Consider the following 11,703-nt stretch of genomic DNA (forward strand, 5'->3'; position numbering starts at 1 on the left):
AGTCCCAAACGCGCCCCGCCCTACCGCCCGGCCCACGACCCCGCAGACCCCGAACGATGGAGTGCCACCCCCTCAATCAGCGGACCCTTTTGCTGCTCATCGCCCTCGCCGCGGTGGCGCTGACGCTCGCCTTCACCGCGGGTTACTACGGCGGACTGAAGACCGCCATCACTCCATCGCCACCGAAGGAGCTGACCGAGGACCTGCTCACCGCCTTCCTGGAGGCCCCCCGGCAGGAGACGCCCGCCACCCCAGCGGCGGCGGGAACGGCGCCGCCGGTCGCTGGCGATTCACCCCTCACAGCACCGATCCCGATCCCCACGATGAACATCGGCAAGGCCATCGAGGCACCGTCCGCCGACTCCGGCACAGCGCAAGCGGCAGAGCGACCGATGGCGACCGAGCCCCCCTCAGCCGCCACCGCGGCATCGCCCGCAGTGAACACGGTCGCGCAGCCCCCCGCCACGCCCGCCGCGGCCACCCCGTTCCCGGCGCCTCCCGAAGCGACACCTGAACCAACGGCGCCGGCGGACGAATCCCCCATCGTCGGCTACTCGGTCCAGGTAGGCAGTTACAGCGAGCAGCCCCATGCGAACGAGAGCGTCGAAGAGTGGCAAAGGGCCGGCTACGCCGCCTTCGTCTACCACACCGTCTCCAGCAACGGCCGCCGCTGGCACACCGTACGCATCGGGCGTTACGAAAGTCGCGAGGAAGCGGCCGAAATGGCCGAGCGAATACGTAAAGAGAAAGGGGTTCAAGCGGTCACGGTCCCACTTGTCCAGCGGTGACGGCAAACCGATGTCCCCACGGGGATCGCACGGAAACCTCCGCGGGGTCTCGACGAAAGCCTCAGCGCATTTGCTGTTCCATGAGGGCTCTGGTCTATAGGTGATTGGTCGCGAAATCAATGTAGTACATCCTACTGTGCGAGACCGGCAGCGCCGGAAGAAGTCTCGAATTCGATCATCCAGTTGAGCCGGAACTCCCGCCGGGGTTCTCCTCCCGCTCCCACACCAGCTACGCCACTACGGCTTCTGGGCGTCGGCCCCGGACGAAACGTATTCGATCAGCTGCTCGATTCGACAATCGAAGAATTCACACAAGTTATCCAATGTTTCGGTGGATGTGCTGTGGCCAAGGTTGCCGGCGATCCGGGTCAGCGTGGTCCGGCCGATACCGGTCTCCCTCGCCACCTCATCCAACGCAACCCTGCGGCCGACCCTGAATTCCATGTCGGCCACCAGTTCTTTCAGTCGGATGTACAAGCATCTGCTGAAGAAGCGGGGGATCGAGGTGCTGCTCCTCAAGCTGCCGAAGACCGACACGATGCTCGACCCGCTGATCGAACCCCAGCTTTCGTTCTCAACCACGTAATTTTTCGACGGTTCAGTGAACCGGCGAGATCCTTCCAATTTGGCGCCAACGGCCCCCTCTTTAGCCACTAGGCCACGGTTGGGCACCCCATGATCCCGCAAGATTCTATTCAGGATATGGTTCCATTTATTCGGTATTTATTTATTATTACCGATATTATGCAACATAATATCGGTGTGCAAAGTCACCAAGAAGCCACCCTGGAGCTTGCGCGAAAACAGGGGCTCATCCGTCCACGGGACCTGGCAGCACATGGCCTGCCCAGGGTCACCCTGACCCGCTTGGTCCGCCAAGGGCTGTTTGTTCGCGTTGGGCGAGGTGGCGCGCAGAACCCCCCATGCCGTGATCTGCCTTCTCTCCGCGCTCCGCTTCCACGACCTCACCACCCAGGCCCCTTTTGAAGTCTGGCTCGCCATCCCCAACAAGGCACATGCCCCCAAGATGGAGTATCCCCCTCTTCGGATCGTCCGATTCTCGGGAGCGGCGCTGACCGGCGGCGTTGAAGAACACGTGATCGACGGGGTTGCCGTCCACGTGACCAGCGTGGCGAAGACCGTGGTCGACTGTTTCAAGTTCCGCAACAAGATCGGCCTCGACGTCGCGCTGGAGGCGCTACGCGCGGCATGGGCGGAACGGCGCGTCTCCATGGATGAACTCTGGCACTATGCGAAGCTCTGCCGCGTCGCCAACGTCATGCGCCCCTACCTGGAAAGCCTTCCATGACCAAGCGGAACATCGCGGCCTCCATTCGCGCCAGGCTACTCGAAAAGGCGCGCGCCGATCGGGTGGACTTCAATCTCCTCCTCACGCGCTACGCGCTCGAGCGCTTTCTCTATCGCCTGAGCATCTCCCGGTATTCGGACCAGTTCCTGCTCAAGGGCGCCTTGCTGTTCGACCTCTGGTTCGACATCCCCCACCGGCCGACGCGCGACGCCGACCTCCTCGGCTTCGGTGCCGCCGACATCCCTCGTTTGGAATCCATCTTTCGGGCCCTCTGCGCGATGGGTGCCGACGATGGAATAGGCTTTCAGCCCGGAACCGTCCGGGCCGAGGAGATCCGCAAGGACTATTTCGACCTTTGGATTCTGGCACGCCATACCGACTTCGACGGCGAGATCCTGCGCCACGCGATACACGCCACTTTTTCCCGCCGCGGCACTCTCCTCCCGTCCATCGTACCTTTCGGTCTTACCGACGAGTTTGCCCGGGATCAGCGGAAACAGGTCCAGTGGAAGGCGTTCCAGAGGAAGAATGGGCTTACGGAGATCCCCCTGTCTGAGGTCATTGCGTCCCTCAGGGAGTTTTTCGTACCGTTGCTGCAAGGAGCAGAGGGACTGCATCGCCACTGGAAGAGTGGCGAGGGGTGGTCTGGCGCCCCTCCCTGACGTCCCCCTATCCGGAAATCTCCCTTCCCACCCCGGAAATAAAAAAAGCGATCTTGCGATCGCTTTTGCAAGGCGCCGTGCGGGACGGCGACGTCCTCACGGTGCAGCCCAATTATGTCGCCATAACTGGGGTAGATTTGGCGTCCCCACGGGGATTCGAACCCCGGTCGCCGCCGTGAAAGGGCGGTGTCCTAGGCCTCTAGACGATGGGGACGAGACCTGATTTGAAACAACCGGGCCGGCAATGAAGCCGGCCCGGTTGTTTCCGAATTTGGTGGAGCTAGGCGGGATCGAACCGCCGACCTCTACACTGCCAGTGTAGCGCTCTCCCAGCTGAGCTATAGCCCCAAAAGAGGTTGCGCATTCTAGGGTAACTTGCTGAAAGATGCAACCATTTTCGTTGCCCTTACCCCTCCTGCACACCCCGCGTTCCCTGCGAGAGCTGCGCATTATACGGTCCCGATTTTTTAAATCAACACCCGATTTCACGACATCGAAACAAACGTCGGTCGAACCTTGTGGGGGACCCGATCGAGCGGGGCGGAACGATGGATTTCCACCCTCCGAGAAAACGCTGCTATGGTAGCGATGCTTGAACGATGGAATCGACCAACAACAACATGGAGCCTATCCCATGATCCCACGATTCACCCGGCGTGCCCGCGCGGCCTCCGCCCGACTCCTCCCGATCCTGCTGTCGGCGTTCGTTTCGATCGCCTCGGCAACCCCCGTCATCGTCGCGCCCGATCTGGGACAGTTGCAACAGATCCTCGACAACGCGGTCGAAAACGGCGTGGTCGAAGGGGTCGTCGCCTCCGCCGCCCCCGTCCAGGGCCCCGCCTGGTTGGGCGTTAGCGGGCTCTCCGATACCGCGAACCAGACCCCGATGACCGCGGGGCTGCAGTTCCGCGTCGGCAGCATCACCAAGACCTTCGTCGCCACCCTGATCCTGCAGATGGTGGACGCCGGCAAGCTCACCCTGGACGACACCGTCGATCAGTGGATTCCCGAACTGCACATCCCCGACGGGACGCTGATCACCATCCGTCAACTGCTCAACATGACCGCCGGCGTGCCCAACTACCTCGGCGCCGAGGTCAAGAGCGGCGGCACCACCGAACCCTTCATCGACGTCTTTTTCCAGGAGCCGCTGGAGGTGTGGCCGGCGACGGAGCTGGCCGAATTGAGCACCACCCTGCCCCGCCCCTTCGCTCCGGGTGCCGGCTGGGAGTACTCCAACAGCAACTACGTGCTGCTCGGTCTGATCGCCGAGAAGGTCAACTGCCCCGGCGGCACCCCCGACTGCCCGACCCTCGCCACCCTGGTCAACCGGAGTCTCTCCGGCATCAACCACAATCTTGATCAGGCGGGCATGCCGCAGCTGAAACTGACCCATACCCTGTTCCCCCAGAACCCGAACTTCCCCGCCGTCCACAGCAACGGCTACGCCGGGATCGAGGACGGTGCCGCGGCGCCGTCGCCGACGGTCAAGGACTTCACCCTCTCCAGCCCCAGCGCCGCGTGGGCGGCGGGTGCGGTCATCTCCACCGCGGGCGATCTGGCCAACTGGCTCCACCTGATCATCGAGAACCCCGACCAGGTGCTCTACAGCAACGCCATGCAGCAGGCGCGGATGACCTTCGTCGACGGTTCGCTGGAGGGGTTCCCGGTCCAGTACGGGCTCGGCATCATGAACGCCTCGCTGATCCCCGACGTCAAGAGCCTCGGCCACGGCGGTGAGATCTTCGGCTACTCGGTGATGATGTACCGCACCACCCCCTCCACCCCCGGCGGGACGGAGTACTACATGGTGGTGGCGACCAACCGTTTCCTGGGCAAGAACGATCTCACCCAGGATCCCGGCCTGGCGCTGCTGATCCAGCTGGAGAGCGTGCTCTACGGAACCACCGACGTCCCGACGCTACTCGCGGGCAAGCGCAAGTTGGGGAACGCTCCGGCGCTCTTCTTCAAATAGGGATCAGGCCGCCCTCTCCGGAGGGGACGCAACACCGTTTCCGGAGTAGGTTGGCGCTACCGCGCCAACGCGAACGGAGGCGCCCCACCTTCACGTTTCCACCGGACTTCCCGAGCGGGGCGTTCCACACTCGGAATGATCGTGGCAACCGTGACAGGCCGCTGCCCTCGTTTGCGTCGGCGCGGTAGCGCCGACCTACGCCGGGGCGTGGTAGGGCGGGGAATCAGCCGCCCGCGCCGACCAGCGCCGCTTCGAACAGGCGCTGCACCTCGTAGAGGTGGGGCGGATGGAACATGCTGTAGTGATCGCCCCCCACCCGGTAGGTGGTCACCCGGCCGCTGGTGCAGGCGGCGAACCGCGCCATCCCCGTCGGTCGCGGGTTGCCACCGGCCTCGATGCAGGTGATGTCGCCACGCAGCCGCCCCTCGAAACGGTAGCCGTCGAGCAGCGACTGGTTATGCAGCATCAGCCGCTCGATCCGCGCCACTTCGGCAGCGTCGAGCTGTTCGGTGAGGGTACCCAGCACCCGCCCCCAGTAGGGCTGCCGACGCAGCTCCTCGAAACGGGTGACCCGAGGTTCGCCCACCGACTCCACACTACCGTTCACCCTGGGGGCGGCGTCCAGCAGCAGCAGGCGCACCGAGGCCCCCGCCGCCTCCAGCCCCTTCGCCACCTCCAGGGCGACGTGGGCCCCCATCGACCACCCCACCAGGGTCACCCCGTCCGCTTCGACGATCCGCCGCCGATAGCGCTCGGCAAGCGCCGCGATGTTCTCGGCGAACGGCTCGTCGCGGTCGAAGCCGGGGTGTTGGAAACCACGGCAGCGGAACGGCACGCTGAGGGCGTCGACCAGCTCCTTGTAGACCGTCGATGTACCGAGCAGCGGCGGGAAAAATAGCGCGCCGCTCCCCTTCCCCTCCCGCAGGCGGATCAACGGCTCCTGCGCCCCCGCTGCCGGGTCAGCGCCGTCCAGGCGGGCGGCCAGGGCGCGGATCGTCGGATGGTCGAAGAGGTCGCGGATGCCGACCGTCCGCTGCATTGAGGCGCGCACCCGGGAGACCACGGTAATCGCCTTGATGCTGTGGCCGCCGAGGGCGAAGAAGTCGTCTTCGAGCCCCACCTGTTCGAGAAACAGCACGTCGCGCCAGATCGCCCGTAGCGCCTCCTCGGTGGCGTTGCCCGGCCCGCTGTCGGCGGCACCGCGTAGCGGGATCCGCCCGGCGCGCGGCCGCAGCGCCGCCCGGTCCAGCTTGCCGTTGGCGGTCAGCGGAAAGCGGCTGACCAGCAGGGAGTGGGAGGGGATCATCGCCTCCGGCACCCGCTCGGCGAGCTCCCGGCGCAGCCCGGCGGGATCGAGCGCCGCCCCCTCCTGCGGGATCAGGAAGGCCACCAGCTCGCCGGCGGCGATCCGCGAGCGGTCCACCACCACCGCCGCGTCGGCGACCCCGCGGCAACCGCGCAGCGCCTCCTCGACCCCGCCCAGGGTGACCCGGTGGCCACGCACCTTCACCTGGTCGTCGCGGCGGCCGGTGAAGACGATCGAGCCGTCGCCACGCCAGTAGCCGTAGTCGCCGGTGCGGTAGGCGCGGCCGCCGAGCACCGCAGAATGGACGAAACGGGCCCCCTCCTCCGGCTCCGGCCGAAGGTAGCCGAGGGCCGGCGCCGCGCCGCCGATCACCAGCTCGCCCTCGACCCACGGCGGCAGCGGCTCCAGCGCCCCGTCGCAGACCATCACCGCGGCCCCGGCGATGGGGCGGCCGATCCGTTGCAGCGGCTCGCCGCGCTCCACCAGATCGTCCAGCGCGCCGGCCACGCAGCCGATGGTCCCCTCGGTAGGGCCGTAGTGGTTGACGAGCGAAAGCTGCGGGCAGAGTGCCTTCAGTCGCACCAGGTCGCCGAACACCTGGGGCTCGCCGCCGAGCAGCAGCAGGCGCAGGGCGGAGGCCGTGGAGAGTGCGGCGGCGGCCGGCGAATCGAGCAGCGCAGTCAGGTAGGAAGGGGTCATCTTGAGGAAGCTGACCCCCCGCTCCGCGACCATTCCCACCACCCACTCGGGGTCGCGGCGCCGCTCCTCGTCGGCCAGGGTCAGGGTGCCGCCGAGCAGCAGGGCACCGAACAGCGCGGTGTAGCCGAGATCGAACGCCGGCGAGGTGAGCAGCGCACCATGGTCCGCGGCGCCGATGCCGAGATCCCGCGACAGCCAGCCCAGGTAGTTGAGCAGCGACGCCTGCCCCACCCGCACCCCCTTCGGGGCGCCGGTGGAGCCGGAGGTGTAGATGATGTAGGCCGCCGCCCCAGCCGCGGTCGGCGGCAACGCCTCGATGCCGGCGAAGGCCTCCACCGTCGGCTCCACCTCCAGCACCAGGGTCGGCCCCTCCGGCAGCGCACCCTCCCATCCGCCGTCGGTGATCACCAGCGCCGGAGTGCAGTCTTCGAGGATGTGGCGGTTGCGGGCCGCCGGCGCCTGCGGGTCCAGCGGCACGAAGGGCACCCCCAGGGCCATGCAGGCCAGCATCCCCCGCACCAGCGGCTCGCCGGTGGGCAGCGCAAGGGCTACCGCACCCTCCGCGGAGACGCCCCACCGCCGGTGGAGATCCAGCGCCAGGGTCCCCGCCCGCGCCCACAACTCACCGTGGCGAAACAGGCGTTCCCCGTCGTGCAGCGCCGGTCGCTGCGGATCGGCGGCGGCATTGCGCGCGAGCAGCTCACGGAGGGTCGCCGCCGGCGGCCGGGACGGCGCCCCGCGGCACCACCCGTCGACGATCCGCGCCCGCTCTCCGGGGGCGAACAGCGGGACCTCGGCGAGCGGGCGGTGCGGCCCCTCCACCATCCGTTCGGCGAGCCACACCGCCCGCCGCGCCAAGTCGGCCACCGCCTCGCCGTCCACCACCCGGTGGTTGTAGTGGAGCTCCAGCCGCAACGAATCGCCGGGGATCGCCAGCATGTGGAAATCGTAGTGATGCTGGATGAACGGCTCGACCGCGGTGACCTGCAGCCCCTCGTCCAGCTCCTGGGTCTCCCCCGTATGGCGGGACTCGGTGGGAAAGTTGGTGTAGTCGACGAAGTAGTTGAACAGCCCCTGGCGCCCGCCGGCGGCACGCGCGTTGGCCTGGGCCTCGGCCGGCGAGCTGTAGCGGTGGGCAAGCCACTCCAGGCTCTCGCGGCCGATCCGCTGGAGGAACTCGTCCACCCGCTCCTCGGCGGAGAAGCGCACCCGAAACGGCAGGGTGGCGATGCACGGGCCGAGCATCCGCTCCGCCCCCGCCAGCTCCGCCGGCCGGGTGGAGACCACTGCCCCGAAGAGCACGTCGTACTCCCCGCTCAGCCGTCCCAGCAGCAGCCCCCACAGCCCCTGGACCAGCATATTGAGGGTGATCCGCTGCGCGGCGGCCAGCCGCCCCAGTCGCGCGGTGAGTTCCGCCCCGAACTCGACCACCTCCAACCGCGCCTCCCGCGCCCCCGGCAACGCCGCCGGACGCGCCCCGGGAAGCGGCGCCGACGGTCGGCACCCCGCCAGATAGCGCGACCAGAAGGCCTCGTCCAGCAAGGCGCGCCGCGCCTCCGACCACTGCACGAATTCGCCGAACTGGGGGACCTGCGGCAACGCCGGGATGCGCCCGGCGGCATAGGCGCGGTAGGCAGTGGAAAGTTCGTCCTGCAGCAGGCTGATGCAGGAACCGTCCACCAGGATGTGGTGGAAACTCCAGACCAGGGCATGCTCCTCCGCGGCCAACTGCAGCAGGCCCACCCGCATCAGCGAATCGCGCCCCAGGTCGAACGGCGTGGCGCGTTGCTCGGCCACGTAGCGGGCCACCGCCGGCCCCCGCTCCGTTTCCGGCAGATGGCGGAGATCGATCCGCTCCAGGGCAAACCCCCGCTGCTTCAACACCAACTGCAGCGGACGCTCGGCGGCGCTGCGGAACAGGGTGCGCAGGATGTCGTGACGCTCGACCAGACACTGCCAGGCCGCCTCCAGGGCCACCCCGTCGAGCCGCCCGCGAAGCCGCAGCACCTGCTGCTGGAAATAGGCGCGCGGCCCCTCCGCCCCCCCTTCCCGATCGATCAGGTCGTGGAAGTAGATCCCCTCCTGGAACGGGGTCAGCGGATAGATGTCCTTGATCTGGTCCCGTGCCAGCATCCCTTCACCCACTCTTCAACCACTCAGCGGGCCGGCATCCCCTCGTCCGGCGGGACGGTCGGCACCTCATCCTGCTCCATCCCCCGCTCGGTATCGGCCCAGCCGCCAAACGCCCGGGCGATCTCGCCGAGCATGTCCGGCGACCGCTCGACGCCGACCAGCGGCGACAGCGCCGGATTGAGCGGCGGCTGCCGGGCGGGTTCCTGATAGGCCGGCTCGGTCCTTTCCGACGCCTCCTCCCCGGCGGGGGGAGGAAAACGCGGTCCGAACTCGGAAGGGCTCACCTTCGCCGCATTCAGCCCGGCCTGCTCCTGATCCAGGGTATTCATGCCGGCCTCCCGGGAGGAGTCCAGCGAGCCACCCAGCGGGTTGTCTCCCGCCGCGCCCCCGCCGCCGCCGGCGAGGTTCGTATCGGCGGTGTTGAGGATCAGCGGCAGGCCGTTCTCGCCGCTGCCGATCACCACCACCTTGGCGTTGTTCGAGGTGGCCAGATGGAGGGTCGCCTCGATCCCCCGCCACTTGAGGTAGTTCTCCGAGATCCCCTTCTGGACGATATCCTGGAACTTGCGGATACCCTTCGCCTCGATCTCCTTGCGGGCACTCTCCATCGACTCCCGTTTCAGCCGGTATTGATACTCTTGGGCCAGCTGATCCTGCTCCATCTTCCGTTCGATGGCGGCACGCACCCGTTCCGGCAGCGTCACTTCGCGAATCAGGATATCGGTCAGCTCCACGTAGTTGAGGTCGAGCTGGCGCAACGAGCCGAGATCCGAGCGTTCGTTGAAATCGGGCTCGCGGGGATCCCGTGCGGGTACCGTCGAGGTACCGGCGGCGACGATCTGATTGCGGTTCATCAGGCTGACCACCGCATCGAAGATCCGCCCCTGCAGCGCTTCGCGCTGAGGACCATAGACGTCGATGGAGCTGACCTTGGAGATCTCGTGACGCACCTTCGCACCGATCTCCGGCACCAGCAGCACATCCACGTAACGCGGCCCGACGTGCTTGTGCAAGTAGCCCAGTGAGAGAAAGATCGGGTGGTAGCGGAAGGTGATCTTGACCTGGATCTCGAGGCCGTCCTTGGAGATCGCGGTATAGGTCCGTTCCGTTGCCTGCAGACGCGTGTCGTAGATATACATGCGGTCCCACGGCAGGATCAGCTTGATCCCCTCGGTGTAGACCTTGTTGACGTCGGTACCGCCACCGAACCGGCGCCAAATCACGCCCCCCTGACCGGGCGTGATGTTGACGATGATGTCCGGCGCCAGATAGACGAAGACGAACATCGCCAGCAGGAGCGACAACATCACCTCGCGGCGATTCCGACGATACCAGTCGGCAAGCCATCTCAGTGGAGCGCGGGCCGCACCCTCGGCCGCAAAAAACCCCGGCGTATCCGCCACAGTGTCGGTCATGGTCGTCAGATCACATCAAAGGTGGAAAGGGCGGGAAGAGTAGGAGGGATTCCGGGTCGGAAAAAGACCGCGCAACCACCGGCCCTACGCCCCGGACGAGGAGTGCCGGCAGCAATCCCCGCGGGAATCGCACTTGCCACGACGCAGACCGGAGGTCGTCAGGATGAGAAAGGCCAGTCCGAGCAGCGGAGAGACGATCAGGGAAATGACAAAATAGAAGAAGAAACCGCCAGGCCATCCGATAGCCAGGAAGCCCACCAACATACTCAGCAAAACGTAGGTAACCAACGCCACGCGCATCCCTCCACAACCGGGCGCCCTTCCCGAGGCGGCGCGCCGAACGCGCACACCCCATCCGAACCGATCCCGACGCACCGTGGCGGAATCGCCGCCACGGCACGCCGAATCGACAAACGACTACGCGCTGGCGGGAGCGCTCTTGCCCGTGGCCTGCGCCTCCTCGGTCTCGCTCTTGGCCGCCTCGAACTCCTTCTTGAAGTGCTCGCGCATCTTCTCGGCGTCGAAATCGAGCAGCGTGCCGCCGGCCTCATAGTGCTGGGCGAACACCCGACCCAACGCCAGCGAGCAGGCACCGGCCAGGGCGGGCATCACCGCGATCCCCATGAACTGCCCGACGAAGGGGATCGACTTGGCCAGCGAGCCGAGGCCGCGGGTGGTCAGGAAGTAGGGGACGCCACCGCCAAGCAGCGCACCGATGAGGGACTTCGCCAGATCCTTCCGGAACTCCACCTCATAGAGATGGGACAGATTGTGGATCATCTTCACCTGGACGGCGGTGATCGCCGCCATGTCCACCATGGGGAAGGGGATCAGCCCCATGCTGGCACCCCACATCGAGTGGTTGTTGATAATCTCCTTGGCCCGTTCCGCACGTTCGCTCATTGTTCTGCTCCTTAAGGAATTTTGAAATTGACTGGATTGGATCACTCACTGATTTCTCAAGAATGCGCTACGACGACTCAATGTGAAAATATAATGAGCGCCGAGCCCATGCCTTGACGGCCACGGAGGATTTTAGACGTTTCGATTGCGAAATAGTAGTCTTTCGAAAAAAATACCGGCGCCTCGAAATGAAATATTCATCTTTCATGGAGGCGACGATCGTCCGGCGCCTCCGCGCGCATGAAACGCCGGGGCTTCCTCCCACCTCGCCGGCCGTTCGGCGACGCCCATCGCGCTCCCCGCATCAAGCGCCGGCTCCGCGAACCGCCCCTCCCTTCAGCCAGCTTCCGGCAGCGGATTCGCGAACATGACGGTACCCGGCCCGCCGTTGCAGCCCCCGAAGCCGCCCGCACCGTTCGAGCCCGATCCGCCCACCGACTCCGCCCTGTCGAAGCGTTCCGCCCGAGCGCAGGAAAACGCCGACATTTTGTGAAACAAACAGAGATCAATAGA

General features: G+C 66.2%; 9 protein-coding genes and 2 tRNA genes. 5 read left to right on the plus strand and 6 right to left on the minus strand.

Annotated elements, in window-relative coordinates:
- Positions 1-56 precede the first annotated feature (56 nt).
- A complete protein-coding gene (locus ACYQ2W_RS07145) occupies positions 57-788 on the plus strand; it encodes an SPOR domain-containing protein (protein ID WP_459864710.1) in 732 nt (243 codons plus the stop codon).
- A 237-nt stretch (positions 789-1,025) separates the two neighbouring features.
- Here the strand turns inward: ACYQ2W_RS07145 and ACYQ2W_RS07150 are convergent, their stop codons facing one another.
- Positions 1,026-1,232, minus strand: a complete 207-nt coding sequence (locus tag ACYQ2W_RS07150) for a helix-turn-helix domain-containing protein (protein WP_459864732.1) — start codon at positions 1,230-1,232, stop codon at positions 1,026-1,028.
- A gap of 300 nt (positions 1,233-1,532) precedes the next feature.
- Between ACYQ2W_RS07150 and ACYQ2W_RS07155 the strand changes: the two genes are divergently transcribed.
- The 3 genes from ACYQ2W_RS07155 to ACYQ2W_RS07165 are packed head-to-tail and all read left to right on the plus strand — an operon-like array spanning position 1,533 to position 2,759.
- Positions 1,533-1,775 carry a type IV toxin-antitoxin system AbiEi family antitoxin domain-containing protein gene (locus ACYQ2W_RS07155; RefSeq protein ID WP_459864734.1) on the plus strand — a complete coding sequence of 81 codons (243 nt, stop codon included), beginning with the start codon at positions 1,533-1,535 and terminating at the stop codon, positions 1,773-1,775.
- Positions 1,693-2,097 carry a type IV toxin-antitoxin system AbiEi family antitoxin domain-containing protein gene (locus tag ACYQ2W_RS07160; protein WP_459864738.1) on the plus strand — a complete coding sequence of 135 codons (405 nt, stop codon included), beginning with the start codon at positions 1,693-1,695 and terminating at the stop codon, positions 2,095-2,097. Before ACYQ2W_RS07155 ends, ACYQ2W_RS07160 begins: the two co-directional genes overlap by 83 nt.
- The gene (locus tag ACYQ2W_RS07165; protein WP_459864712.1) at positions 2,094-2,759 is read left to right on the plus strand and encodes a nucleotidyl transferase AbiEii/AbiGii toxin family protein; all 666 of its coding nucleotides are present in this window, start codon (positions 2,094-2,096) and stop codon (positions 2,757-2,759) included. Before ACYQ2W_RS07160 ends, ACYQ2W_RS07165 begins: the two co-directional genes overlap by 4 nt.
- Positions 2,760-2,897: 138 nt before the next feature.
- On the opposite strand, the gene ACYQ2W_RS07170 is transcribed toward ACYQ2W_RS07165, so the two are convergent.
- Both ACYQ2W_RS07170 and ACYQ2W_RS07175 read right to left on the minus strand, forming a co-directional pair.
- Positions 2,898-2,973: transfer RNA gene (locus ACYQ2W_RS07170), tRNA-Glu, on the minus strand.
- 58 nt (positions 2,974-3,031) lie between these two features.
- A tRNA-Ala gene (locus ACYQ2W_RS07175) sits at positions 3,032-3,107 on the minus strand.
- Positions 3,108-3,393: 286 nt separating this feature from the next.
- Here ACYQ2W_RS07175 and ACYQ2W_RS07180 point away from each other — a divergent pair.
- Positions 3,394-4,734 carry a serine hydrolase domain-containing protein gene (locus ACYQ2W_RS07180; RefSeq protein ID WP_459864713.1) on the plus strand — a complete coding sequence of 447 codons (1,341 nt, stop codon included), beginning with the start codon at positions 3,394-3,396 and terminating at the stop codon, positions 4,732-4,734.
- A 223-nt stretch (positions 4,735-4,957) separates the two neighbouring features.
- On the opposite strand, the gene ACYQ2W_RS07185 is transcribed toward ACYQ2W_RS07180, so the two are convergent.
- From ACYQ2W_RS07185 to ACYQ2W_RS07195, 3 genes are all read right to left on the minus strand, one after another.
- Positions 4,958-8,872, minus strand: a complete 3,915-nt coding sequence (locus ACYQ2W_RS07185) for a non-ribosomal peptide synthetase (protein ID WP_459864715.1) — start codon at positions 8,870-8,872, stop codon at positions 4,958-4,960.
- 23 nt (positions 8,873-8,895) lie between these two features.
- A complete protein-coding gene (locus ACYQ2W_RS07190) occupies positions 8,896-10,179 on the minus strand; it encodes a prohibitin family protein (protein ID WP_459864736.1) in 1,284 nt (427 codons plus the stop codon).
- A 525-nt stretch (positions 10,180-10,704) separates the two neighbouring features.
- Positions 10,705-11,235 (minus strand): YcjF family protein, encoded by a 531-nt coding sequence (locus ACYQ2W_RS07195; RefSeq protein ID WP_459864717.1) that lies wholly within the window; start codon positions 11,233-11,235, stop codon positions 10,705-10,707.
- Positions 11,236-11,703 lie beyond the last annotated feature (468 nt).

The sequence above is a fragment of the Endothiovibrio diazotrophicus genome (assembly GCF_054657215.1).

Excerpts from the sequence above, each read along its gene's own strand:
- ACYQ2W_RS07155 (WP_459864734.1), top strand. The coding sequence starts at position 1,533 with ATGCAACATAATATCGGTGTGCAAAGTCACCAAGAAGCCACCCTGGAG.
- ACYQ2W_RS07150 (WP_459864732.1), bottom strand. The coding sequence starts at position 1,232 with ATGGAATTCAGGGTCGGCCGCAGGGTTGCGTTGGATGAGGTGGCGAGG.
- ACYQ2W_RS07145 (WP_459864710.1), top strand. The coding sequence starts at position 57 with ATGGAGTGCCACCCCCTCAATCAGCGGACCCTTTTGCTGCTCATCGCC.
- ACYQ2W_RS07180 (WP_459864713.1), top strand. The coding sequence starts at position 3,394 with ATGATCCCACGATTCACCCGGCGTGCCCGCGCGGCCTCCGCCCGACTC.
- ACYQ2W_RS07165 (WP_459864712.1), top strand. The coding sequence starts at position 2,094 with ATGACCAAGCGGAACATCGCGGCCTCCATTCGCGCCAGGCTACTCGAA.
- ACYQ2W_RS07185 (WP_459864715.1), bottom strand. The coding sequence starts at position 8,872 with ATGCTGGCACGGGACCAGATCAAGGACATCTATCCGCTGACCCCGTTC.
- ACYQ2W_RS07190 (WP_459864736.1), bottom strand. The coding sequence starts at position 10,179 with ATGTTGTCGCTCCTGCTGGCGATGTTCGTCTTCGTCTATCTGGCGCCG.